Here is a 24,386-nt window from a genome sequence, read left to right on the forward strand (position 1 = left end):
TGGCCGCAAGTCATGTGACAGTTGGCGGAAGTCAAAGGTAACCGTATAGCCCCGGATTTCCAGTGTGCTTCCGTTGCCCGAGGCGTATCCGGCATGGGCAGGCGGTACCGTGACCTGCCCTTCCGGAGTGAGGGCGTACACCAATTCCGCATAGCCGATTGCGAGGGTGAATCTGTACGTCGAGCACGGGGTCAGGGTCAATTGCTGGGTTGTCGTACGCGACAGGACAGTACTGTTTCCGAGTAGTTCTGGCCGCAAGTCATGTGACAGTTGGCGGAAGTCAAAGGTAACCGTATAGCCCCGGATTTCCAGTGTGCTTCCGTTGCCCGAGGCGTACCCGGCATGCGCAGGCGGCACCGCGACCTGCCCATCGGCACCCAAGCGGAATTCAAGGTCGGACACCCCCAGCGCCAGGAAGAAGCCATAACGGCCAGGTACCAGCTTGAGATTGTGCGATCCGCGCCCAAGAGTGGGTCGACCCGTTACCCGGAGCCCCAGATCTTCACTGAGTGCACTGGTATTTATTTCCAGCGGAAAACCACGGACCACCACATCCCGCGTCCCCTTACCGTCCAGGAACGTCTCACTTCCCGGGTCATACGTGACCACGCCCCCGTCGGTCACTTCGAAGCGGAAACCTGGTTCGCCCAATTCACTCTGAACAAAGTTGTAAGTCCCCGGCAGGAGCGAAAGCGTTGGCGCTGCGGCCCCGTCGAGCACTTCCGGACCACGCTCGGGGATCGTAAACTTGGTGTAGCTCAAGGCGCTAGTGTCGATTGTGATGTCGACCATCGGCCTGCCCTTATCTACTGGATGCACTCTGAGGCCTAGCCGTCCGCCGGGCCACGAGCTTCGATGCTGTCGATCACCAGGGTAGGTTTCTCAGCGGTACTGCGGAACACTTCGAACTTCAATATGAGTCGGTCGACGTTGGACAGCAAGTCCTGATCGAAGTCGACGAAGAGGAAGTCGACAGGGCCCCGTACGCTGACATAGGAAGTTGCTATCGAAATCCTGCTTTGGGTGACCAGCCACGCATCGATGTTGAGCCCAGCGCCACCGAGCTGGGAGATGTTGACTCGCAGACGGTCGGCGCCTCCCTGCGTCAGATCGAGCCCGAGCGCCGGCACGGCCGCGTCGTCGGTAGGGCCATAGGTGAGCTCAAGCGTGGCGCCGCCATGGTTCTTCTCCAGTTGTAGTTCAAGTCCTCTGTCGAACATCGCCCACAGGTCGACTTCCGCCCGTGCCGTCCTGTGCCTGTTGAGGATGCGGACCCGACGTGACCCACCGATCATCGATCCGGTCTGGAAGGAGACCCCCGTTGTGGTCGGAAGCGCCACCATGTGTGTCGCGCCTGTTTGGAGGTCATCCAGCCGACGGCCTCGGGAACCCATGTCCATGATCCCGACGTTCAAGGTCTCGTCCGTGCCGGTCCAACCGACGACGACGGTGTCCTCGTGCGCGGTCAGATCGATGTCGTTCTCTGAACGCTCGGGGGCGAGGACCCGTTTGGCAGGCAGTGCCGGAGTGAACATCGGTCCGCTGAGATTGAGAGTCTCGTCGGTCCCCGTCCAGCCGAGATAGAACCGATGGTCGTGAACGGCAAGAGAGGGGGCATCCTCGCTGATTTCATTTGGAGTGAGGATTTCCCCCAGCGCAATGGCGTACCGTCCAGGACTTCCCTCGGGCATGTCCTCATCTATTCTCAACTTCACTTCTGCTGCTTGGAGGTCCTCTTCCGTGCGCCAAGCTAGGAACATGCGGTCCTGGGTCGGATCGGACGCAAGCGCTGGGCGGCCGTTCGACTTCAGACCGAACGTCTCCTTCCCGATCCACGTCCATCCGTCGTCCGTGGAAAGGATCATGTTCAACGAGTTGTCTTCGCCGGTCCACGCCAGGAACAGCTTTCCGTCCCGGTCACGGGCGAGCGCAGGACCGAAGTCACTCGTCTCGGGAAGCGTCACTGGGCCGCCCATGGCGAACACGCCGAAGAGCTCACCGACATTGAGTCGCTTGTCTATTCCGGTCCAGGCGATGTACAGATCCCCACCGGCGAGAGAAGGGGGGTTCCCCGATTTTTCAACCGGGTGCATTTTAGGTGCGAACGTACGGCCGCCGTCCGCGGAAATCGCCGAGTTGAGGTGATCGTCAGTGCCGGTCCATGCGAGGGCGACATAAGCCGTACCCGACGCGATCGCCGGTCGAACCTCGCTGAGTTCCTGCAACACGGTCTTTGACGTCAGGTGTTGGGCTGGCCAGCCTGCACGCGCGCCGCTCGTGATGCCAAGCCTGACACGGTTGAATGATGGCTCTGCGATCACCCTGACGTGCAGATCAGCGTACTGGACATATGCACTCGCTCCAGTCACCGAGGAGAGCCGGGCGAGCAAGTGTGCCTGGTTTCCCGGTTGTTGCACATGGACAAGCACCCAGCCTGACGTGCCCGGAGACGACTGCGGCAACTTGACATCGTCATCGCCGCCCGCGCCGCGGAACTCGACGTAGATGCGCCCGGCAGCAAGGCCCTCGGCGTAGGCGTAGACAAGGGCTTGCACGGGTCCAGCGGCAGGTACACCGCGCAGCCACATCAGCTCGACCTCGGTCGAACCCGGCCGATTGACCAACTGTGCCCCGATGTCGGCGCCGTGGACTGCTGGATCGAGCCACCCCGCCGCTTCCAGCATCGGTGCGCAAAAACCAGGACCGGACAGATTGTTGTCGCCATCAATGGGCAATACGTAAACGTGCCCGGCAGGTACCGGCTCATGTTCCGCCGTGGGGACAGTAACGGTACATCTCCTGCCGGCTGCGTCGGTCTTGTACAGCACGCGACATTTGACGCACTGCTGCCAGTTGCCCCTTTCGGCTTTGATCGGCGGGCTGCCGTATCGCAGGATCAACGACGGTGTGCCGTCGGTGGACGGTTTGTGCCCGCCGCCCACAGGGCAATGACCGTGGTCCGCCGCACCATGGTAGAAGATTGCACCGCAGTTGCCGCACAAGCGCCAGGACGATTCTTCGTCCGATGACGAGGTCGGCGGTTCGTGGCGCGGGTTGTAATTCAACTCAGGATCGGCCCTGTGGCCCGCAGTACCGGGTGGTGCCCCCGGGCACAGGCTCACATCCCCGGCCCTCTCCCGGAAGGCCGTGCCACACTGGGTACAGAGGAACCAGTCGGGGTCGCCGAAGTCGGACTTGAAGCTAATCGCCTTGTCCGCAAAGCCGTATACGCCCGTGCTGCCCATCACGCAGAAGTAGTCCTCGTACTCAGCTGGCGCACTCGGAAACAGATCCAGGTTTGCGTGACCGAGCCCGAACATGTGACCAAGCTCGTGCTCCAGGAGACTTGGCGACAGATCAGGGGCGCCGATGTGAAGGTACTTTATCTGGTCGAGCTGCGGAAACCATGCACCTCCCTGACCTACCCCTTCATGATCCAGAATGAAAGCAAAGTGCGTGAACTGTGAGGCGTTCAGACTGATATCACGTGCCAGCAGTGGGAGTGCCCTGTCCCCAAGTCCTGGCCCCAGCTTTTCGAACTCGACTTGCGGTATGGGCATCCGATACCAGTCGAATACCTCGTAGGACCAGTTCGCCCGACCGCTCGACTGCCTTTGGTAGTAGTCGCGAACGGAGATCATGACCGTTTCCACGAAGGATTTGGTCAGGTGTGTCAAGCGCGGTGCGGTCGGGGCCAGCATCGGCACCACGGCCAGACGTAGCGGAGCAGCCATGCCGAATTCCTCGGGTTGACGTGGGCGGGCTCAACGCGTGTTCCTTGCCTGATTCCACGTTACGCTGGCAGCCGCCGATCTTCATCTGCTCTTTTCGGCAGAGCTCCACCAGGCCCCTTCGATCCGGTACCGCAAGACGAACAGGCGTGCGTAGGTCAGCCCCGTAGCGGCAGCCGACCCAAACACGGCGGCGGTAGTTGATCATCAGCTAAGACCGTGTCCTATGTGGTGAGGCGTCGTTGACTTCGGTATGGGGCGGGGTACGTGGAGTTGGATTGTTCCTGACGGGTTGTGGGAGATTGCGGAGCCGTTGATCCCGCAGTCTCGGGTGCGGCCGCAGGGCGGAGGCACGCAGGACACGCCTGATGAGACGCTGTTCGCGGCGATCATCTACGTACTGGTCAGCGGTTGTGCCTGGCGGGCACTGCCGCCCTGCTTCGGGATATCGAAGTCGACGGCGCATCGCCGGTTCCTGATCTGGTCGAGGGCCGGGGTCTGGGGCCGGTTGCACGAGGAGATCCTGTACCGCCTCGAGGACGCAGGCCTCCTCGACCTGTCCCGCGCAGTCCTCGACTCGGCCCACGTGAGGGCTAAAAAGGGGGCGAACTCACAGGTCCGAGCCCCGTGGACCGGGGTAAGCCGGGCTCCAAGATGCACGTCCTGTCGGACGCGAACGGACTGCCCCTCGTTGTCGGCGTCACCGCGGCCAACACCCACGACAGCCAAGCCCTGAAGCCCATGGTCCTCGGTCACCAAACGAGACACGACCCCCACCGCGGCCGCCACTTCAAGCCCCAACGCCTGCATGCCGACAAGGCCTACGACATACCTGAACTGCGGAAATGGCTGCGTGGCAAACGGATCGGTGTCCGCATCGCCCGCAAAGGCATCGAGTCATCAGAACGCCTCGGACGGCGCAGGTGGGTGATCGAGCGAACCATGTCCTGGCTGACCGGCTACCGCCGCCTCAACCACCGCTACGAACGCCACCCCCGCAACTACCTGGCATTCCTCGGACTGGCAGCCGCCCTCTGCTGCTACAAGCGCCTCGTCCGCCTCACCACATAGGACACGGTCTTAAGCATGCAGCAGTCGCAGCTCTGGTCTCGCCGGCCGGTTTGTGTGGGCATGTCAGTCTGACGACGGAGACCGCTTGGGTCTGCGAGCGGCTGCTCAAGGGCAAAGCACTGAGTAAAGACCACCTCTGAGCGATCGGATCATCGTCATACTGGCGGCGATCGCGCCATGGAGGAGGTGGAAACGGTTGGGAACACAGCGCACTGATATGCGAGTTGCCACTGCGGCGGACAGTGCCGTCGAAGACGACGACGGGGACATTCGGGTGCCGGATGACGTGACGGACGAAAGCTCCGAGGAGTAACCGCCAAAGTGGCAGGGGGCGTCTGGAACCCGCTTACGGGTTCCAGACTCTTCCCAACGCTACAGATCCCCCTGCCGCCACAGATTCCACTCCTCCGCCGAGGCACGAGAGTCCGTGGATCTCTGTCGTCTCTCATTCACCCATGCACCAACCAGGGCGGCGAAGATCTCGGCGTTGGCTAGGCCAACCTGCTCATCGACAGCAAACAGCGCCTGCAGTTCATCGGCCGCCGGAGAACCTCGGTGGCACTGCGGGCACAGTGCCACCTCGCGTACCCCTGTGACCTGATCGCCTCTGGTGTTCAGCCAGGAGTGGGGGAAGCGGGCCGTTAAGAGGGGCTGCCCAGCACACCCGGCGCACGCGGGGAGATCGTCGAGGTTGATCTCGATGTCGAGTTCCACGGGGTCAGGCCACACCCTGCCAGGCGTCGGGCCCGAACGTGCCCTTGATGTCGGATGCGACCGAGGGAGGGTCCACCAGGAAACCGAGCTCGTAGACGATGGTCTTGTCCGGTGTCTGCACCCGCATGCGGACCGGGCTCTCACCGGGGTGGGCCTTGAGGATGCGTCGCAATTCCCGGACCGTCTTCTCGTGCATCTTGTGGGACCGGAACGACAGGAGGACTGGTGGCTTCCTGCCGCTCTCGGCGGAGGACACATCGAGCTCCGCGATCTCCGAACCGATGATGTTCATGCTGCCGTCCCGGTCCTGCGCGCGGCCCGAGACGGAGATGACGCTGTCGGGGATCAGGGCATGGCCGACGAGTTGGTAGGTGGCTGGGAAGAAGCAGATCTCGATGGCGGCGTCTCGGTCGGCGAGCGTGACCGCGGCCCAGGCGTTGCCCTGCTTGGTCATCTTCCGGTCGACGGAAGTGATCAGTCCCGCGATCTTGACCGGTCCTTCCTGGCCTGACGCCATGATCTCGGTGATCGTGGTGTCCCGGTTGCGGGACAGGATGTGCTCCGTGCCGTCCAGCGGGTGCGCGGAGACGTACAGGCCGAGCATCTCCCGTTCGGTGGCTAGGAGCTGCTTGCGCGGCCACTCTTCTTCGCTGATCGGGAAGTCCAGGCCGAAGGCCGGGGTGTCGTCTGTGCTGTCCATGCTGGCGAAGAGGTCGTCCTGGCCGTAGGCCTCGGCCTTCTTCACGGGGATGATCGCGTCGATCGCGTCCTCGTGGACGGCAGAGAGGCCCTTGCGGGTGTGGCCGAGGGAGTCGAAGGCACCCGCCTTGATCAGGGATTCCACGGCTCGCTTGTTGAGGGCCCCGATCTCCGACTTGTCGAGGAAGTCGGCGAAGGAGGTGTACTTGCCCTGCTTCTTGCGTGAGGTGACGAGGGACTCGATGACGCCCTCGCCGACGTTCCGCACGGATTTCAGTCCGAACCGGACGTCCTCGCCGATGGCGGTGAACTCGGCAACGGACTCGTTGATGTCCGGCTGGAGCACATTCACGCCTCCCTTGCGGGCGTCGGCAAGGTAGATCGCGGCCTTGTCCTTGTCGTCGCCGACGGAGGTGAGCAGGGCTGCCATGTACTCGGCGGGGAAGTTCGCCTTGAGGTAGGCCGTCCAGAACGAGACCAGGCCGTAGCCGGCCGTGTGGGACTTGTTGAACGCGTACCCCGAGAAGGGCAGCATGACGTCCCACAGGGCCTTGATGGCCTCCTCGGAGTAGCCGTTCTCCTTCATGCCGCCGTGGAACTTGTCCCACTCGGCTGCCAGTACTTCCGGCTTCTTCTTACCCATCGCGCGGCGGAGTAGGTCGGCGCCGCCGAGGGTGTAGCCGGCGAGCTGGCGCGCGATGGCCATGATCTGCTCTTGGTAGACCAGCAGGTGGAATGTCGTGCCGAGGATCGGCTCCAGGGGTTCGCGCAGGTCCGGGTGGATCGGGGCGATCTCCTGCCGGCCGTTCTTGCGGTGTGCGTAGTTCGTGTGCGCGTTCGCTGCCATCGGGCCGGGGCGGTAGAGGGCGAGAGCTGCTGCGATGTCCTCGAAGCGGGTGGGTTCCATCAGCTTAAGGAGGGTGCGCATGCCGCCGCCGTCGAGCTGGAAGACACCGAAGGTGTCGCCGCTGGCGAGGAGCTCGTACGTCTTCTTGTCGTCCAGCGGGATCGTCTCGGTGGACAGGTCGAGGCCGCGGTTCTCACGGACGTTCTGGATGGCCTGGTCGATGACACCCAGGTTGCGTAGACCGAGGAAGTCCATCTTGACCAGCCCCATGTTCTCGCAACTGGGGTAGTCAAAGCCGGTGATCTTGACGCCGTCCTTGGCCCGCATGTGCAGCGGGATCCGGTCGGTGAGTTTGGTCTTGGAGAGGATGACCGCGGCCGCGTGGACACCGGTGTTCCGGATAAGGCCCTCGACGCCGAGCGCGCCGTCGATGACCTTCTTCACGTCCGGTTCGTTCTCGTACATCGTGCGGGCTTCGCCGGCCTCGCTGTACCGCGGGTGCGACGAGTCGAAGAGCCCGGTGATGGGCATGCCCTTGCCCATCACGTCCGGCGGCCAGGCCTTCGTGATGCGCTCACCGTGGGCGAAGGGGTAGCCCAGCAGGCGGGAGGTGTCCTTGATGGCGTTCTTGGCCTTGAGCTTGCCGAAGGTGTTCACCATGGCGGTGAACTCGTCGCCGTACTTGTCGACGACGTAGCGGACCATCTGGTCGCGCTTGCGGTCGTCGAAGTCGAGGTCGACGTCCGGCGGGTTGATGCGCTCAGGGTTGAGGAATCGCTCGAACAGCAGTCCGTGCTCGAGCGGGCAGAGTTCGGTGATGCGTGTCGCGTAGGCGACGATCGAGCCGGTCGCCGATCCACGGCCCGGCCCAACGGGGATCTTGTTGTCGCGGGCGTACTTGCAGATGTCCGCAACGACGAGGAAGTACGAGGAGAACCCCATCGGACCGATGACCTTCATCTCGGTCTCGAACCGTTCCATCACCGCGTCCGGGATCGGAGAGCCGTATCGCATCTCCAGGCCCTTGAGCACGTCCCTGCGGAGCCACGACTCCTGGGTCTCCCCCTCCGGTACATCGGGGAAGTCAGGCATCTCGTTCTTCTCGGCGAACACCTCGTCATAGGACTCGATGCGCTCGGCGATCAGAAGCGTGTTGTCGCAGGCCTCGGGCAGCTCCGAGAAGAGCTCCCGCATCTGCTCGGCAGTCTTCAGGTAGTAGCCGGACCCGTTGAAGCGGAACCTGTTCGGATCGTCCTTGTTCTTGCCCACACCGATGCACAGCAGGTTGTCGTGCGCATCCGCGTGGTCCTCGAGGACATAGTGAGCGTCGTTGGTGGCGAGAAGCGGAATGCCGAGGTCCTTCGCCAGGCGCAGCAGTCCGCCGCGGACATTGCGCTCCAGGTCAAGGCCGTGGTCCATCAGCTCCAGGAAGTAGTTCTCCTTGCCGAAGATGTCTTGATAGGACGCGGCAACCTCGCGCGCCTCGTCGTACTGGTTCAGCCGCAGACGGGTCTGGATCGCACCCGACGGGCATCCGGTCGTGGCGATGATCCCGCTGGCGTGCTCTGAGATCAGTTCCATGTCCATGCGCGGCTTGCCGGACGGGAACTGACCGGTGTACGAAGCCTCGGTCGACATGAAGAACAGGTTCCGCAGGCCTTCGACGTTCCGTGCCCACATGGTCATGTGAGTGAAACGGCCGCCGCCGGAAACGTCCTTGGAGCCCTCGCCGTCGTCCGACATGGCCCGCTGACCGCCAGGGCCCCAGAACTCCTGCTTGCGGCCCCGCCGGGAGGAGGGCGCGACGTACGCCTCGATGCCGATGATCGGCTTGACCCCGTCGAAGCCGCTCGCCACCTGCTGGAACTCGTACGCTCCGAACATGTTCCCGTGGTCGCTCATGGCGATAGCGGGCATGCCCTGCCGGGCGACCTCGGCGAACATCGGCTTCAGCCGCTGAGCTCCGTCGAGCATCGAGTACTCAGTGTGATTGTGCAGGTGAACAAAGCTGTCGGCCACCGGGCAGGCACCTCCGAGGACGGGATCTGGAAGCCCCCAGCCTAACGTCCGCCTCACCCCACCAAGACGTCCCACACCTCGGCCCGTTCACAGCTCTCAGGAGGACGCCGGACAGCGGTCACCAGCTCGTGCAGCAGAGCGGCGGGCATGGCCGGATCTCCCCGGGCTGCGGTCATCGTCAAACGCCCCGGATCGGGGTCCGTATCGCCCGCAAGGGCGTCGAGTCATCGGAACGGCTCGGACGGCGCCGGTGGGTGATCGAGCGGACCATGTCCTGGCTGACCGGCTCCGCCTCACGGGTGACGGGGCGGCGGCGCGCAGTGCGGTCTAGGGGTGACATCGGGGTGAGGCCCCAGCTGGCTTCGAAGGCGCGGGCGGTGGTGTGCATGACGGGGATGTCGCTGTGCAGGCGGGGTGGCGGCCGTCCTGTCGGGCCAACGTCGCGAGGATGAGGCTTATGGATCGAATGGCTTCAAGTTCACCCAGCACTGGAGCACTGGAATAACCGAATCAGGCAACACTGCATTCATTCCCAATCAGCCGAAGGAATTGCGGGATTAGTCGAGCAGGTGCGACTCGCCGACGCCTGCCGCCTATTATCATCCCGTCCGTCCGGACTCGCTAACCCTGAGGAACAGGACCCCCGCCATGAGTAACGCCCTTGCACGTCTCCTCGAAATCGCCCCGGCGCCGAGCCAGCCCCGCGACAAGGATTGGGGTGAGGTCGAACGTGCCCTCGCAGTCGAACTCCCCGACGACTACAAGGAACTCATCGGCGTCTACGGAGGAAGCAACTGGGACGACTACCTCTATGTCCTGGAGCCCGACTGCCCCAACAAGCACTACGACCTCCTCAAGTGGGCCAAGTACCAGTTCGAAGACCTGCAAGGCCTGTGGACGGTCGAGAAGAAGCCGGCAGAACTGGAGACCGAGGGATCCGTGCTCATCCCGTGGGCGACCACGGACAACGGAGAATGCCTGTACTGGCTCGTTCTTCCGGGCGTTGAGCCGAACGAATGGACCGTCATGGTGAACGAGGTGAGCGATCGATGGGAACATTTCCCCGTATCGTGCACGCAATTCCTCGCGTCCGTCCTCACGGGAGAGTTGCAGTCAAATGTTCTCTCCTCATTGTTCCCCCTGGCCACACATGAATTCCGCCGCCTCGGTCCGGTGTGACGATCAGGCGCTCTGCCGGCACGGGCACCCTCGGCCTGGCGGGGTGCTGGGCGGTCCAGCCCAGCACCCGCTGATACACCCGACGGCGCGGCGGCCGGGGCACGGAACGGCCTGCTGATCTGCTCCGCCTATGCGGTCATCGTGCTGCCCCGTCCCGCCGTCATCGAGCTCGCGTCGGCGAAGCCGTGCAGGATGTACCTATCGGGAGCGGGCCCTGCGTCGACGAAGGGGTCTGGCGCTGTTCTGCGCCGGGCCGGCCTTCGAGTTCGTGGCGGCCACGCGAGGGCTGAAAGGTGCAGACGTCCAGAAACCCAACAGAACCGATGTCCGCGCGGGCGAAGCCGGCAGCCAACAGGGCTGTTGTTTGGTACGCGTCGTCACCGGTCCTGGTCCTGGGCGGTCAGGAGGAGGAACAGGGCCTTGGAGTAGGTGGTACCGAGTCCGGTGACCACCGTCTCGGGGGACACGCCGTCGTCGCGCAGAGCACCGACGGCCTCCCGGCCCGCCCGGGCGACGACCCGCTCAGCATCCTGGCGGCGCGCAGCGCGGCAAACGGCGCGTTAGCGGCGGAGATGGTCAGTTGCTCGGTGAGGGCTGCGGCAGGAGCGCACGTGACGAGAACTCACCGACTACTGCCCACATCGCCGGCCGGGGCGGGCGAGCCGGGGTCAACGGTGGCGGCGCTTAACGATCGCCGTGACCGCCGAGGCCGAGGCTCAGGGCGACGACGGCGCCGAGTGCTGGCCACTTCCAGGAGACGCCGGATTTTACAGGCGCGGATTCCGCGTTGGCGCCGCAGTTTGGTCGACGCTGGAGTCTTCGCGGGGGCCGGGGCCAGGGGTCGACGTCAGGCGCGCCCGGGTCTCCCGTGTGAAGACCTCTTGTGCCTCGGCGGCATTGCGCTGATCGTCAAGGAAGTCCGCGCTGGCTGCACAGCGTGCTCAGCACCGGGTTCATAGGCTCTCCAGTGTTCGATCGACTTCGACCGCATGCAGGGGGATCCACCATGAAGAAGAGGCTTGGCCAGATCGTTATGACGGCGACCGCCGTGGCAGCCTTCGGGCTCATCACCGCCGGCCCGGCGAGCGCCGCGTCGTCCTCGTGCTCGTCCTCGGGCGGCACGATGTGTACCAGTGCCAGCATTGCGTCCAACAGCGGCCACCAGGTTTGCTTCGGCGGGAAGCACAACGCCCTGGCTTCGTGGGGGCGCGCCGAGCTCTGGGACGGCGACACCGGGGTGATGGTCGGTTCCATCGCGACCAACGGCTACCGCTGGCAGCAGGCCTGCACCGGCGGGCTGTACGGCCAGCACTACTACCTGAAGGGCACGGGCGGGTTCTTCTACGGGGAAGTCTGGAACTGACCCGTCCGCCGGACGGGCCTTCTGCGGCAGTCCCCGCCGGTCCATTGACGGCGGGGACGGCCGCCAGACCGGCCCCCGTGTCCGCGCCGGGCGCCCGTCACTCTTTGCCGGGCCGCGTCATTCCTCCGTAGCCGGCCCCGTTGCGCCTCTCGCAGTACGCGTCGGCGCTCAGCGACCGGAACTCGGTGGGGCTCACTCCATACGACGCACGGAAGGACCGGGCGAAGACCGCCGGTCCGCTGAAGCCCCAGCGGGCCGCGATGGCTTGTACCTGGTCCGCGCCGGGACCCGAGCGGACCAGCTCTGCCCGGCACTGCTCCAGGCGGCGCCGGCGGATCCGGGCGTGGACACCCTCCGCCTGGCCGTGGAAAAGCTGGTGGAGGCTGCGCAGTGAGATGCTGTGGCGAGCGGCGACAGCTGCAGGCGTCAGCTCCGGGTCGCCGAGGTTGTACTCGATGAAGGCGTGTATCTGCTGCCGCAGGACCTGAGCGCGGACCTCGGCGGGCAGACGGTCCCCGCAGTCCAGATGTTGGGCCAGGCAGGCCGCCGCCAGGCTGACGGCAGCAGCGCTCAGACGCCCCAATTCTTCAGGCCCGCAGTCGCCGCCGTGTTCCTCGAGCGCGGTCATGAAGGACGCCAGGACCGCCGAGATCCCTCGGTCACCGGGTATCCGGCGAGCGAGCATTGTGTCCAGGCGCTGGGCACGCAGGGGTAACACCGTCCGCGGAAGCATCAGGATCGTTGCCCGGACCGGCCCCCCTCCGGCGGGCATCTCGTTGTCGGAAGGGCGCGAGGTGTCCCAGAGCATGAGGTCCCCGGCCCCTACTGTGCACGCGTGGCGGTGCTGGGACATCGACGTGGTGCCCCTGCGCACCAGCGCCAGTTGATACTGCTCCGGGTCCCCGCGCCGGATCATTGCGGGCGTGCGCTGCGAACGCAGGGGCGACAGCTCGAATCGCGCCACACGCAGCTCACCCATGTCCAGCACGGCTGCCTCCCCCCGGAAGTCGGCCGGCCGTTCACTGCTCAGCGCGGCGGGCATCACCTCGCGCGAGATCACGTCGGCGTACCAGTCGAATCGTTCCCGCGCCGGTACCGCGCCTGATGACACCGCTGACCACATCCCGTGCTCCCTTGCTTGCGACCGACCCCAAGGGTGCATTGAAAGGATCATCGTCGGATCAGGGTTCGGTCTCCCGCGTGGCGTGCCCGGCGGGAAATCCGCACACGCCGCACAGCTACCGAGACCACGGACTAAGTGCCCCAGCCGGTAACGGCGGTCCGCTGGCGATGGACAGTCCAGGCGGGTGTGCCAGGAACCTGACGGTGGCCCTGGGTCGGGAAGCGGCGGCAGTGATGAGGAGAGCTGGACCCGACCTCACGATCTGTGCCGAGCGACCGAACCGATGAGCCTGTACCGCAGCCGTATCAGGTCGGGAAGATCTGCCACGTGCTTGAGCCGGTCGAGCAGGAGAGCGATGCGGTGGTCGTCGCCGTCCCGCACTGCGGTTGTGATGGCATCGACCAGTTGGGCAGGTTCCTCGGGCATGCGGGGACTCTTGACCAGTTGCGACGGGGGTATGCCGGCACGCAGCCTGTAGCGGCGTGTACGTGGGCAGGGCCCTGCTGGGGCACTGCTGCGACACCTCCGGACGGGCTTGCTGGCTCTTGGTCCGCCCGAGCGCTCCGTTGGGTCCGTCGACTGGAGTCGTGTTGGCGGATCGGATCCGTCAGTGCTGCAGGATGCGACGCATCACTGCGGAGTTCCCGCAGTGATGCGCCGACCGGCGCCTCGGGTCGTTCGCCAGGTCTGTGCCTTCGCGGGTGATCCGGCGACACGGGTGAGCGACACTACCGGGCATTCGGGCCGGTAGGTCAGAGGTCGCCCTGCCGGTAGGAGCGGGCTGCGGCCATGACTTCCTTGAACCGCTCATCGGCGATGGCAAGCAGTGGGGACTCGTCCTCGAGCTGGGGGTTCATGCCCATCATCCAGGCGCGGGCCACGTGCCGGTTCTCGCACTCTTCGATGTATCGGAAGACCTGGTAGGCGGTGCGCAGCCGGAACTCGGAGTCGAAGCGTGGTTCGTTCTGGCCTCGGATCCAGCGGCCGACTTGCTTGGGGTCTTCGATGCCGGCGAGGCGTGCGACGACGCGCTGACTGAATTGCTCTTGCAGGAAGCTCGCGATGTCCGTGATCTTCAGCTCGGCTGTGTCGCGGTATGCGCGGTTCGCTGCTTCGTCGGTGGCTGCTCGTTGGGTCTGCATGTTTCCTCGTTTCCCTCGCCGCTCACTGCTGGTGAGTGGTTGGTGAGCGGGGGATGTGCGCCGCTAGGACGTGAAGGCTGGTGTGGTGGTTCTGACCGGGGACTGCTCAGCGGTGGCGGGGAATGCCGCGCGTGCGGGTGTCCGGGTCGCTGCGGTGGGCAGCACACCGTCTTGGCCTTGAGGAGGCGCAGAAGTGCGAGGACGTGCTCGTTGCGACTTGCTCGTGCGTGAGAGTAGGCCCGGGTAAGCAGCCTATGGATCTCGTCAACGTAGTTCCCCCTCCTAGGTGTTGCGACAATGGTAGCTGTTTACGGCATGCTTATTCCACGGTTTTCCCGCATGAAAACACCCCCAGATTCCCCCTCGCTGACGCACGCACGTCCTTGACCTGCATTTTTGACATGTGATGCGGTGTGACGTACAGCGCAAGGGTGACCGGTTCGAGGGACGGTGCGTACGGCCAGTCGACGTAGCCCCTCACCAGAGAGTCAACCCGTACTCACGTGCCACTTCCTGGAGTTCCGGGTCTTCCACCTGGATGGTTCGGCGTTCCACTTCGTTCAGTTCGGTGTCGTGCAGGATGGCCCAGCACTGGCGGCCTCCGTACCCGGAGCGATAAGCGACGCCTTGGACCAGTTGGTGGCCGTCCTCGTTGCGCTGGGCGACGGCCCAGGCTGAGATCTGCCGGGCGATGCGCCGGTCCTTGCCATGGATGTGTTCATCGGTCAGGGGACCTGTCACGTTCAATTTGCTGAACTCGCTGTGCAGTGCCTCAGCGAGGATTTTCCTGGTTGCCTCGGAGTCGACATCGAGGAATCTGGCACCGGACGCGGGCTTGAGCCGGACCAGGAGGCGCGCCTCGCGCCAGCTGGCGGGAAGATCCCCGATCTTCATGAGATCGGAGTTGGGCTCCGCATCTCTCATGAGCGCGCGAACCTCTGACTGAACCCTGTGGTAGGCGAGAGCCTCGGCGTAGCATCCGGTCGGGGCGCTGGCGCAGTAGAGCATGCCGTAGGAGAAGAGGCTGAAGCGCCCTGCCGCCGAGCCGCTGAACGTTTCGGGCTCGACCCGATTGACCTTGATGGGCTCGTGAGCCCAGCCCAGGCGCCAGACGCCGTCGTCAGGTGCGGGAATCAGAGTGACGGGAGGTGTGGTCATCACCGGCGCTCTCCGTCTCGGCCGGCCGCAGCGGGAGACGGCTGGGGCACGTGCCCGGCCGTCGCTGGGGACATGCCGGTGGGGCGGTCGGCGGTTCGGGGTAAGGCAGCGGTCATGGCTCCTCGCTTGCGGGTCTGTGCTGTGGAATGTCGTACGAGACGACGCGCGCCCGGGCGTCAGGCGGATCATTGTTCCGTGGCCCGGGCTGCTCTACCGGGCAGTTGGATTCACGGCTGAGGGCGCATCCACGGTGCGCGGGCGCACGCCACGGCGCACGGGCTGCTCAGATGCGGTCATGGTGCAGCCGGAACAGCATGGTGGACGTCTCCCCGGTGGCTGACAGCAGGGTGCTGCCGCTCTCGCGGTCGGGGATGGTGTCCAGGTTCGTGACGGACTCACCGGTGACGATCTGCAGGAGCCGTCTGTTGGCCGAGGGGTCCCACAGGTGGATGCCGGTCTTGCCGGCCGCGGCGAACAGGGTGCGGCCGGAGGGGAGAGCGAGCGCGGTCACCGCACGCATTTCGCCGTCACCAGGGCTGAACTGGCCTGTTTGTTCGCCGCTGCCGGCGTTCCACACTTTCAGGGTGCCGTCCTGCCCGGCACTGGCCACGAGCAGTTCCTGGTCGCCCGGCGCGAGGGCCACGTCGTTCACAAGGTACTGGCCGCATGTGATGGTGGGGCCCTGCTGGGCCAGGCGCTGCGGGTTCCACAGCCTCACATTGCCGTCGCTGCCGCCTGAGGCCAGGAGCGCGCCGCGCCTTCCGCGATGGGTGGCAAGGCACCGGACGCTGAACCGGTGGTCAGGGAACTCGGCCAGGAGTTCCGATGTGCTCAGGTCCCACAGGCACACCCGCCCGTCGGCGCTTCCGCTGGCCAGGAGATCGGTGTTGGTGTCGGCACCCGGTAGCGGCGCCAGTGCCAGAGCGGGCAGGTCGTGCCCGGCCAGCTCGTGCGCGGGCTGTGGGGGCGGTGTGTCTGCCGGGGGCCGGTGGTCCATCAGGACGATGCGGTTGTCCTCCAGCGCGGCTGCCAGGTACAGCTTCCCGTTCACCCGTGGCCAGGCCAGTGCCGTTGCCGTGTGGCCGGTGTGCACCGTCCTCCGTTCGGTGGTGCGGATGTCGAGCACACTGATCTCGTGGGCGCGTGCGCTGGCCACGATGTGGGGCACGGAAGGGGATGGGGCGCTCGCGGTAATGCGCTCCTGCACCCTGGGGGCGTCCTGGAAGGTTTGTGTGGTCAGCGGCCAGCTGCGCACCGTGCAGTCGGCCCCGCTCGTGATCAGCCGTGGCCTGTTCGAGTCGACCTGGCTCAGTGCTGTGACCGACTCGGTGTGCGCCGGCAGCGGTCGGCCCACGGCTGCCAGGTCGGGCAGGCTCCATAGATGTACGCTGCCGTCGCCTCCTGCCGAGAGGAGTCGGTGGTGTCCGTCCACCTCGGCCACCATCAAGGTGGTGACGGATGTGCTTCGGCCGTGCGGAACCCGGGGGCCCGGTTCTTCAGGGCGATCCGTGCGGTGCACGGAGATCTGTCCTCGTTCGTCGGCCACGGCGTACTGCCCGGGTGTGGGCAGAGCGACCAGTGCCCGCACCCGCGCGTCGTGCCGCGAGAGCTCCTGGGTCGTGCGCCCGTCGAATCCGTACACCTCGTTGTTGCGGGTGAACAGCAGCTGTTGCTCTCCGCCGGGCGAGGTGAGAGCACACAGCAGCGGGGCGACGTCCGGCAGCTGTGGTAGGGCGACGTCGACGGGCCGGAACACGGCGGGGTGCAGTGCGGCCAGGTGGCCGTCGCTGAACGCGGCCAGCAGAACCGGTGTGTGTTCCGCCGGTTGGTACAGGGCCAGAGAACTGACCCAGGTGCGGGGGCGGCGGGGGACGGCCTCGAAGGCGACCCTCCCCTGCAGGGTGTCCACGACGGCCACGGACCCGTCGGTGCTGCCGGTCGCCACGAGGTGGCCGCCGGGCAGGGCCAGCAGATGGGTGATCGCTCCGTCATGGACACGCAGCGGTGCGTGGGCGGCGCTCCCGTCGCGGCGGAGCACGTGCAGTTGTCCCTGGTCGTCCCCCGCCACCACCAGTGGGCCGCGCCTTCCTGTGACCCCTTCGACCGTGGTGAGCGCGGTGGCGCGGGAGCGGGTCACCAGCCATACATTGTCCGGGCCGCGTCCCTCGCTCCACACCGGGGTGACCGGTTCCTGTGCAAAGGCCTCGGGCGCCTGGGGCCGGCTTTCGTGGGCCGCGGCCTCGCCCGCGTGGTGGGCCAGGCGCAGGCTGGTTGCGCGGGAGCGCGGGTCCAGGTAGCGCGAGAACGGCTCCAGCCGCGCCCACGCCCGAAGCCACGGGTTGTCTGTCGGACCGGCATCGTCTGCGGCGAGCAGTCGGCGTACCGTCAGGCTCGACTCCCAGGGCAGCAGGGTCGGCGGAACGTGGGTGTCGTCGAGGACGCGGCCGCGGGCGGCGTGCTCGGCCAGGTGTCGGCGCAGGTAGGGATGGGGCGGAAGGCTGGGATCCTCGGGAACGAGTTCTGCGAGGGCGGCTGCGATCTGGCGGTGGATCTCGGTGTGCCGGCCGGTCTCCAGGGGATCGCTCACTGGACGCTCCCCAGGTCCAGCAGTTCGTCTTCGGTGTTCATGAGCAAGTCGGCGAGAGCCTCGTGGGCAGGCCGGTACACCAGCCGGTTGTCCTCGTGGTCGTGGGCGAGATAGCCGCTCAGTCTGCCGGCGAGAAGCTTGACGATTGCCGCGTCCCATTCCTCGGCAGGCAGTCGTCGTCGTAGGAAGACTCCGGCCATCTGGGGCCAGACGTCGGACCACGGGACGCCCGCTCCCTGGGCGAAGGCCGATGCTCGCAGCAGGGCCAGGGCGATGTCGCGGGGCAGGCCTGGCTCGTCTCGTTCGACGAGTTCCAGATCTCTTACCAACAGTCCGCGGATCCCCTGCCGCAGCGTCGCCTGCCACGTTTCCTGGCCGGCCAGTGCAGCGGCGTCGGGAACGGTGCGGAGCTGTTCGCCGGCGAGCCGGGCATGGATGAACCATGGGGAGAGCACCGGCGCCACCAGCTGGGCGGCCTTGCGTGCCGTGCCCTGGTTGCCGTCGGCACTGATCAGCGCGTAGAGGTAGTCCTCGATGCCCTGCTGGGCATCCTCGCCGTCGGTGCGTTCCACCTCCGCGAGAGGGAACACCTGCTTCAACTCCTGCAGCAGTCCGTGGTCGGCACCGGCATGGTGCGTGCCGTCCGCGGTCGGGGGGCGGGTGGAGCGGATTCCGATCAGCAGCCGTACGGCGGGCCGCGGACCTTGCGGATCATCTTTCCGACGGGCTACGGGGACCTGTAAGGAAGGCTGGCAGTACTGGCTGAGCGGGGCCAGTACGTCGTGGACGATGCGGTGACGCTCCAGTGCCTCGTCCAGCCCGTCGATGACCAGGGTGACCGTGTGTCCGGTGCTGCTCACGAGCTCCTGCAGTTGCTGCGTCCAGCACAGGACCGGGTCGTCCGCCGGGCTCGGAGGATGGGGGGTGGTGCCCAGCGCGCGCAGGATGTCGGAGGTCACTGTTGCGGCGTTCCGGCGATGTGCGAGGACCGCTGCGGTCACGGCACCCTCGGGCGGAATCGCGTCGGGGTCGACGAGTTCGGTGGCTGTTTTGTAAAGAGGGTCGGTGCGGAAGTGGGGGTCGCTGAGCACCACCGCTCGGGCGACGACAGCCGATTTGCCGCTGCCGGCGCTGCCGGTGACCAGCAGGACGCCCCGCGGGCGCTGTGGCCCCAGAAACGCGGCCACTTTGCGATTGAGAGCTCCCCGGCCACGGAAGTACCATCCCGCGTCGCTTTCCTGGGTGCGGCCGGTGGCGCGGTCGAGCCAGTAGCCGTCCGCGGCCGTCGCCTGCCGGTGCTCCGCGCCGATCAGGCCGCGGACGTTCACGTACCCGGGGTTGGGCAGGCAGGGGCTGGGTTCGTGGCCGCTGCCGTCGACGAGGCGGCGTAGCCGGTAGCGCCTGCGGTCGGCGCGGGTGGGCAGGGCATCGGCGTAGGCCGCCCTGAACTCGTCCACGCTCAGGTACGGCTCGGTGATGCCGGTCTTGGTCCGCTGCAGTCGTTCGAACACGTTGCGGAGAGTCGTGGGGAAGCGGCGCACCTCGACGGTCTGATTGTGGTCGCAGGTGACCAGCACGTCCAGTTGGCAATGCTCCTGGCGGTGCGGGCCGACCTCTCTGAAGAGGCTGTCGAGTTCGGTGTTCAGCTTGGCCGCGTAGCAGGCGTTGACGATCACCAGCACGTTTTCGACGTGGGAGTCCAGTGCGGCCATGACGATGTCGCTGGTGCGCACGGCAGTGGCCAGGTTGCGTCGTTTCACGGTTTCCGGGAGCTTGAGGAAGTGTGTGCCGGAGGTACCGGGGATGCCGTGTCCGGTGATGAAGACCACCAGTGCGTGGCCGCGCATCTCCCGCACGTCTTCGCTGCGGAGCAGGTCCTCCACGTCCTCGCGGCAGGTCAGGTCAGGCGTCGGCAGCTGCTGAAACCCTGGTATCAGCCCGCTGGGGCCCCACCACTGGGCCACGACCTCGAGCTGTTCGTCGATCCCGGCGGTGAACTCGTCCGCTTCGTCCTCGTCGAGGTCCTCGTAGTTGCGGACCGCGACCGTCAGCAGCGTTCGCTGCTTGGCCCTGTCGTCCTCGTCGACTGCGGCTAATGCGGGTTCCTTCTGAACCTCGCCCCCCGTGCGTTGCATCTCACTAGTGTTGCAGGCATGACTGACCAGGCGCAGGGGTACAGCCCCAATCCTTCTCCCGGACTCGAGCCGCAGCTCGTCCCTCGCGTCACCCACGATGCCGTCGTGGTCGTTCCGGGCATCATGGGCAGCGAGTTGTACGACACCGGCCGCAAAGAGGTCATCTGGGGATTAGCGAACAGCGGGTGGCTCACCCGGGCCTGGCTCACCCGCTCCGGGCTCGACTCACTCCAGTTGACGTCCGACGAACTCGCCGGTGACCACGGCCGCGTCAGCGCGCGCCGACTGCTTGAGACCCCCACCTGGAGCCCCTTCTTCAAGGGCTTCGAGCCTTACCACAAGCTCCTCAGCACGATCGAGAACACCGTCGCCCATCGCGACGCCATCCTGGCCTTCCCCTACGACTGGCGCCTGCCCGTCTCCGCCCACGCCCACAACCTGGCCACCGCCGCCCGGGACCACCTCACCCGCTGGCGCAGCCATCGCGCCCAGATCGCCGCCCGTGCACACGCTGTCGACGAACGCGAGGCCCGACTGGTCTTCATCGCCCACTCCATGGGCGGTCTGGTCACCTACGCGGCACTCAACCTTGGCAACGACCTGGACCTCGCCGACGACACCCGCGGGGTCATGACCCTGGGCACTCCTTTCCAGGGATCCGTCGTCGCCGCCAACATCCTCAACACCCTTCAAGGCGCTCCGCTGCCCCTGCCGCACAACCGCCTGGCCACGGCGGCCGCCACGATGCCCGGCGTTCACGATCTCCTGCCCCGGTTCCGGTGCCTGGAGGACGGCCCCACGGTCCGCCGACTCACCCCCGCCGACGTCGCCGACCTGGGCGGCGACAAGGAACTCTTCGCAACGTCCGCGGACTTCTTCGACAGCCTCTACCGTCGGCCGCTCCCCCACCACCGGCCCGTCGCCGGCATCGGCCAGGAAACCGTCCAGTCCCTGCAGCTCCATGGCGGCGTCGTCCACGCCTCCGAGTACTGCTTCCGCGAGAACAGCGACGGCGAACTCAAGCGTGACAAGCACGGACGACCTCTGCGCTACCCGGTCAAGGGCGACGGCACCGTCCACCGTGACTCCGCCTCACCCGTGCGACGCGCGATGCCCATCCACGCCCAGCACGGTGCGCTCGCCAGCGGCAAGCAGGCACGGCGCGCGGTCGCCGACTTCCTCCTCGAGGACGACCATCTCGGCCCGGACCAGGCGGACGAGGGGCTGGGGCTGAACATCCCCGACTACGTCCACCCCCATGCCAAGTGGGACCTCATCGTCACCGGCACCGACGACGCCGCCGGAATCGAATGCACCGTCTCGGCCGTCGACAGCGAATACACCAGGTCCGCCCGGGTTCAGGCCGACGGCGACGACAGGCTCCGCGCCACCCTCACCGTCCCCGACACAGGCCTGTACCGCGTGACCGTCCGCTCCGACCACAGCCCCACCCTGACCCAGCTCGTCTTCGCAGGACCGGACGGCACCACATACCTCGACGAGTGAGAGCGGGAAGGTCGTCGTGGCGCACCTCAAGGTCGGTCGGGCTCGCTCGCGACCGGCTGGTTCCCGTGGGTGAAGACACGGCGTGATCTACGGTCTTACTGCGGGATTCGGCGTTGTCGTGATGTGGGGCGGAGGGGTCGTCGTGGCCAGGTTGTTGGGGCGGCAGGAGTTGGACGCGCTGGTCGAGTTTCGTGGGTTCGCGTTTCAGGAGTCGGACGAGAGCGTGGTGCCGGTGCCGTTCCCGGACGACTTCCAGTGGGGTGTGTTCCTGCAGGCGCACGTGCGGCGGTTCGATCTGTTCAGCGCCGGCCACACCCACACCGCCGCCGTCACGGCCAGGGTCTGGGACAGCCGGCCCGATGCCGATGCCGATGCCGGTGACTGGGATGAGCGGGCCGAAATCGACTACGAGTCCGTCACCGGGGATGTGGCCGTGTGGGGATCAGGCCGGTCGGAGGACCTCATCCGGTTGGGCCGTCCCGGGACGTGGCGGGTACGGGTGTCCTGCGTCGGACGAGCCGAGGTGGAGGCTGTGACGCGGTCCGAGGGCACGGCCTACCGTCTTGAGCGCTACACGATCGATTTCTGGCCGACAGTCCTTTGACAGGGTGGGCCCGCCTCTCACGCGCGGCCCACCCCGTCAAACGGGCGCCGAAGTCAGCTGATCTTTACGATGAAGCCGTCCTCGACGCCGTCGATGACCCGGTTGGCGTTGTAGAAGCCGCGCAGCAGGTTTCCGGCGGCGCCGTTCTCAGGCCCGGGAACCGGCATGACCGAGAAGTTGTTCTTCTCGACGTGCGGGTCGTATTCCTCGACCGCGGAGCCCTGGTAGGTGGAGGCGAAGGGGAACTCGTCGCATTCCTTGCCGCCGTCGGTGTAGTTCGCGCCCCAATGGTGCTTGCACTCCCGCACGGCCACCGCCCGGTTCCGGTCGTGGCGCTTCTGGTCGAGGAACAGGCGGTTCAGGGGTTCCTGGACGGTGTCGCCCGGCACGTTCTTGAGCGCGTTGAGAGGCTTGGTCGCCCGAGGGTTCGCGAAGGCCTGCTTGATGTGCTCGGCCACCGCCTTTTCGGGCGCCCCGGGCTGTGAGCTGTACTCGAGCGTGGCGATCATGCTGAACGCCGCGCCACCCTTGTTGGCCGGGTTGCCTGCGCCGGTGGAGTTGCGCAGGTAGGAGGCGGCGTCCCACCGAGGGGCGAACATGAACGGCTTGCCGGTCTTGGGGCTCTCGCCTACCCATCCTGCGGGAAGGGTGGAGGTGACCGAGGGCTGGTAGACCGCGGCGATCAGATCCGCCGCGCCCGCTCCCGTCCCCTGCCCGGGCGCGTAGCGGACGGAGTGCGTGTAGTGGGGGCTGGACTGCATCTCCAGCCAGGTCTTCGTCACCGGCAGGGCCTTGCCCACGTCCGGCGTCGCGGCGGCGGGCCAGTCCTGGGCGACATCGCCCTTGAGGCCGATCTTCAAACCCGACACACCGGTGGAGCCCACCGCGGTGAAATCGGTGACGTCATAGTCGAAGTAGATCGTGCGGTCCGTCTCCTTGGGGACCGTGCCCCGCACATACACCGTGTAAGAGCTGGTCCCGACCGCGCCGCTCTTCCTCGCCCACACGGTGACCACCTTCAGGCCCGTGCAGACGGCGAACCTCGATTTGACGAAGACCTGGGATTCCCCGGCCAGGTTCTGCCTGCACTCGTTCAGCATCACCGCCCGGGCCGGCTCCGGATAGGACACCGCCGCCGGCGACCGGGGACTTTCGATCTGGCCCAGGCCGAGAGCCTGCACTTGGCGTCCGGAGGCCACGGCTGCGGGGACCGTCGCCTTGATGCCGTAGGAGGCCGCCGGGCCGACCACCTCCAACGGAGTCGTAGGAGCCTCGCTCGCGGACTCCGCGCTCTCCGGCAGCCGAGCTCCCGTACCTTCCCTCAGCTCCTCAAGGGAGGGGAACGCGGCTCCGGGCGCGAGCATGAACGTGCGGGCCTGATGAGGCTGGGCTCCGTCCGCTGCCGATGCCGGACCGCTCACTTGGAACAGGACGGTCGCGGCCAGGGCGGCTAACAGCGAAACGCGAGCACGACGAGGTGGTGATGTGGATGTGATGGTTCCCCCCTGGGTTCTCTGACGAGCGGATCTCGCTCGGAACACCACACCTATATCGAGCATACGATTGCATCCGGAATGATTTACATCTCATCTGGCGTGATTTGCGGGCCCATTGGCTGATCCCCCAGGACCTTGGCCACACCGCCAAACAGAGCGGGGAAACGATCCGATGTCGGGCTGGTTGACAACCTGATTCCGAACCCGTGGGCCGGGTGGCGGTACGGGGGTGTCCAGGCGGGCCTCACAAGCCGTTCGCCACTAGCTTGGGTACATGCGAGCAAGCGTGGGAGACCGACTGCTGGTCCATGGCAGGACAGTTGGACAGCACGATCGGTCAGCAGAGATCGTCGAAGTGCTTGGCCCGGAGGGCACGCCTCCCTACCGGGTCCGTTTCGAGGACGGGCACGAGACCCTCATGTCACCGGGCCCCGACACTGTCGTAAGGCACATCGAGGAGGAGTAGGCACCCAGATTCCTGAGCCGGCCGGAAGGGCTCCGGGGTGTCCTGGTGGTCACGGGATGCCCCTGGACCGGACTGCTGGCGAAGTGACTCCAACAGCGCCCGAAGTCCCACCAGTCGCCGGAGTTCCGTTCGCGTAGCGGGAACTGTGACGCTTACCCGAACGCCGAGCATTTCGCTGCACACTGCCGGTCCTGACCTGCGTCTTTTGGTTCAGAAACACGTTTTGAACTCCAGCCGCCAGCCCCAACCTGTCCCGCGGCCGCTCAGCCGGCGGGCGCGGCCGGCCCCTGACCGAACCGCGGAACGCCCTCCACCCTCACGTCCAGGCGCAGCCGCTGAAAGCGCAGCCGGTGGCGGTAGATGCCGCCGCGGTCGATGGCGCGATCCGCGCTGACCTCAGCGACGAGGGCGGGGTGGACGAGGGTGGCGTCGAGGACGTCGTCGCGGCTCCCCCACGTGGCCGAGAAGCGCACGCCCTCCCACGGGTGTCCGGGGGCAGCCGCGGTGAGGTGTTCGGCGACCTGCCGGGCGGCGTCCGGGCGCAGG

At 66.2% G+C, this 24,386-nt stretch carries 17 protein-coding genes and 2 pseudogenes; 7 read left to right on the forward strand and 12 right to left on the reverse strand.

From position 1 onward, the window contains the following. Together AB8A24_RS37350 and AB8A24_RS37355 are read right to left on the reverse strand one after the other, a co-directional pair. A pseudogene (locus AB8A24_RS37350) lies at nt 1–792 on the reverse strand (hypothetical protein); the annotation flags it as partial. A gap of 35 nt (nt 793–827) precedes the next feature. Beyond that, on the reverse strand, nt 828–3,734 hold the full coding sequence (locus AB8A24_RS37355; RefSeq protein WP_369478705.1) for a hypothetical protein: 2,907 nt from the start codon (nt 3,732–3,734) through the stop codon (nt 828–830). A 250-nt stretch (nt 3,735–3,984) separates the two neighbouring features. On the opposite strand from AB8A24_RS37355, the gene AB8A24_RS37360 reads away from it, so the two are divergent. Then, nucleotides 3,985–4,802, forward strand: a protein-coding gene (locus AB8A24_RS37360) for an IS5 family transposase (protein ID WP_369478706.1) whose coding sequence is annotated in 2 segments (ribosomal slippage) — nt 3,985–4,327 and nt 4,327–4,802 — 819 coding nt in all. Because the reading frame shifts where the segments join, the coding sequence is not laid out codon by codon here. A gap of 372 nt (nt 4,803–5,174) precedes the next feature. Here the strand turns inward: AB8A24_RS37360 and AB8A24_RS37365 are convergent. Further along, on the reverse strand, nt 5,175–5,516 hold the full coding sequence (locus AB8A24_RS37365) for a DUF6300 family protein (RefSeq protein WP_369478707.1): 342 nt from the start codon (nt 5,514–5,516) through the stop codon (nt 5,175–5,177). Between the two features lie 4 nt (nt 5,517–5,520). Continuing rightward, nucleotides 5,521–9,081: a DNA polymerase III subunit alpha gene (dnaE, locus tag AB8A24_RS37370; RefSeq protein ID WP_369478708.1), complete on the reverse strand. Its 3,561-nt coding sequence runs from the start codon at nt 9,079–9,081 to the stop codon at nt 5,521–5,523. 188 nt (nt 9,082–9,269) lie between these two features. Here dnaE and AB8A24_RS37375 point away from each other — a divergent pair. From AB8A24_RS37375 to AB8A24_RS37385, 3 genes and pseudogenes are all read left to right on the forward strand, one after another. Further along, nucleotides 9,270–9,362, forward strand: a pseudogene (locus AB8A24_RS37375) (IS5/IS1182 family transposase); the annotation flags it as partial. Between the two features lie 367 nt (nt 9,363–9,729). Next, nucleotides 9,730–10,260: an SMI1/KNR4 family protein gene (locus AB8A24_RS37380; protein WP_369478709.1), complete on the forward strand. Its 531-nt coding sequence runs from the start codon at nt 9,730–9,732 to the stop codon at nt 10,258–10,260. A gap of 1,006 nt (nt 10,261–11,266) precedes the next feature. Continuing rightward, nucleotides 11,267–11,623 (forward strand): hypothetical protein, encoded by a 357-nt coding sequence (locus AB8A24_RS37385; RefSeq protein ID WP_189965377.1) that lies wholly within the window; start codon nt 11,267–11,269, stop codon nt 11,621–11,623. A gap of 97 nt (nt 11,624–11,720) precedes the next feature. Here the strand turns inward: AB8A24_RS37385 and AB8A24_RS37390 are convergent, their stop codons facing one another. The 6 genes from AB8A24_RS37390 to AB8A24_RS37415 all read right to left on the reverse strand — a co-directional run bounded on the left by AB8A24_RS37390 (nt 11,721) and on the right by AB8A24_RS37415 (nt 19,768). Continuing rightward, complete coding sequence (locus AB8A24_RS37390; RefSeq protein WP_369478710.1) at nt 11,721–12,746, reverse strand: helix-turn-helix domain-containing protein; 1,026 nt, start codon at nt 12,744–12,746, stop codon at nt 11,721–11,723. 255 nt (nt 12,747–13,001) lie between these two features. Then, nucleotides 13,002–13,172: a hypothetical protein gene (locus AB8A24_RS37395; protein ID WP_369478711.1), complete on the reverse strand. Its 171-nt coding sequence runs from the start codon at nt 13,170–13,172 to the stop codon at nt 13,002–13,004. 326 nt (nt 13,173–13,498) lie between these two features. Beyond that, the gene (locus AB8A24_RS37400) at nt 13,499–13,888 is read right to left on the reverse strand and encodes an XRE family transcriptional regulator (protein ID WP_331745829.1); all 390 of its coding nucleotides are present in this window, start codon (nt 13,886–13,888) and stop codon (nt 13,499–13,501) included. 477 nt (nt 13,889–14,365) lie between these two features. Continuing rightward, on the reverse strand, nt 14,366–15,046 hold the full coding sequence (locus AB8A24_RS37405; RefSeq protein ID WP_331745828.1) for an RES domain-containing protein: 681 nt from the start codon (nt 15,044–15,046) through the stop codon (nt 14,366–14,368). A 283-nt stretch (nt 15,047–15,329) separates the two neighbouring features. Then, nucleotides 15,330–17,633, reverse strand: a complete 2,304-nt coding sequence (locus AB8A24_RS37410; RefSeq protein WP_331745827.1) for a hypothetical protein — start codon at nt 17,631–17,633, stop codon at nt 15,330–15,332. Then, nucleotides 17,630–19,768, reverse strand: coding sequence for an ATP-binding protein (locus tag AB8A24_RS37415; protein WP_369478712.1), 2,139 nt, complete (start codon nt 19,766–19,768; stop codon nt 17,630–17,632). Before AB8A24_RS37415 ends, AB8A24_RS37410 begins: the two co-directional genes overlap by 4 nt. Nucleotides 19,769–19,786: 18 nt before the next feature. Here AB8A24_RS37415 and AB8A24_RS37420 point away from each other — a divergent pair, with 18 nt between their 5' ends. Together AB8A24_RS37420 and AB8A24_RS37425 are read left to right on the forward strand one after the other, a co-directional pair. After that, nucleotides 19,787–21,274, forward strand: coding sequence for a hypothetical protein (locus AB8A24_RS37420; protein ID WP_369478713.1), 1,488 nt, complete (start codon nt 19,787–19,789; stop codon nt 21,272–21,274). Nucleotides 21,275–21,356: 82 nt separating this feature from the next. Next, nucleotides 21,357–21,878, forward strand: coding sequence for a hypothetical protein (locus tag AB8A24_RS37425; RefSeq protein WP_369478714.1), 522 nt, complete (start codon nt 21,357–21,359; stop codon nt 21,876–21,878). Nucleotides 21,879–21,931: 53 nt separating this feature from the next. On the opposite strand, the gene AB8A24_RS37430 is transcribed toward AB8A24_RS37425, so the two are convergent. Next, the gene (locus AB8A24_RS37430) at nt 21,932–23,242 is read right to left on the reverse strand and encodes a hypothetical protein (RefSeq protein ID WP_369478715.1); all 1,311 of its coding nucleotides are present in this window, start codon (nt 23,240–23,242) and stop codon (nt 21,932–21,934) included. Between the two features lie 406 nt (nt 23,243–23,648). Here AB8A24_RS37430 and AB8A24_RS37435 point away from each other — a divergent pair, with 406 nt between their 5' ends. Then, the gene (locus AB8A24_RS37435; protein WP_257552246.1) at nt 23,649–23,840 is read left to right on the forward strand and encodes a DUF1918 domain-containing protein; all 192 of its coding nucleotides are present in this window, start codon (nt 23,649–23,651) and stop codon (nt 23,838–23,840) included. A gap of 263 nt (nt 23,841–24,103) precedes the next feature. Here AB8A24_RS37435 and AB8A24_RS37440 read toward each other — a convergent pair whose 3' ends face one another. Beyond that, a complete protein-coding gene (locus AB8A24_RS37440) occupies nt 24,104–24,313 on the reverse strand; it encodes a hypothetical protein (protein WP_369478716.1) in 210 nt (69 codons plus the stop codon). Between the last annotated feature and the right edge of the window lie 73 nt (nt 24,314–24,386).

The organism is Streptomyces sp. BF23-19, from assembly GCF_041106355.1.
GTDB lineage: Bacteria > Actinomycetota > Actinomycetes > Streptomycetales > Streptomycetaceae > Streptomyces > Streptomyces virginiae_A.

Excerpts from the sequence above, each read along its gene's own strand:
- AB8A24_RS37355 (WP_369478705.1), bottom strand. The coding sequence starts at position 3,734 with ATGGCTGCTCCGCTACGTCTGGCCGTGGTGCCGATGCTGGCCCCGACC.
- AB8A24_RS37380 (WP_369478709.1), top strand. The coding sequence starts at position 9,730 with ATGAGTAACGCCCTTGCACGTCTCCTCGAAATCGCCCCGGCGCCGAGC.
- AB8A24_RS37385 (WP_189965377.1), top strand. The coding sequence starts at position 11,267 with ATGAAGAAGAGGCTTGGCCAGATCGTTATGACGGCGACCGCCGTGGCA.
- AB8A24_RS37390 (WP_369478710.1), bottom strand. The coding sequence starts at position 12,746 with ATGTGGTCAGCGGTGTCATCAGGCGCGGTACCGGCGCGGGAACGATTC.
- AB8A24_RS37395 (WP_369478711.1), bottom strand. The coding sequence starts at position 13,172 with ATGCCCGAGGAACCTGCCCAACTGGTCGATGCCATCACAACCGCAGTG.
- AB8A24_RS37400 (WP_331745829.1), bottom strand. The coding sequence starts at position 13,888 with ATGCAGACCCAACGAGCAGCCACCGACGAAGCAGCGAACCGCGCATAC.
- AB8A24_RS37405 (WP_331745828.1), bottom strand. The coding sequence starts at position 15,046 with ATGACCACACCTCCCGTCACTCTGATTCCCGCACCTGACGACGGCGTC.
- AB8A24_RS37415 (WP_369478712.1), bottom strand. The coding sequence starts at position 19,768 with ATGCAACGCACGGGGGGCGAGGTTCAGAAGGAACCCGCATTAGCCGCA.
- AB8A24_RS37420 (WP_369478713.1), top strand. The coding sequence starts at position 19,787 with ATGACTGACCAGGCGCAGGGGTACAGCCCCAATCCTTCTCCCGGACTC.
- AB8A24_RS37430 (WP_369478715.1), bottom strand. The coding sequence starts at position 23,242 with ATGCTCGCGCCCGGAGCCGCGTTCCCCTCCCTTGAGGAGCTGAGGGAA.
- AB8A24_RS37435 (WP_257552246.1), top strand. The coding sequence starts at position 23,649 with ATGCGAGCAAGCGTGGGAGACCGACTGCTGGTCCATGGCAGGACAGTT.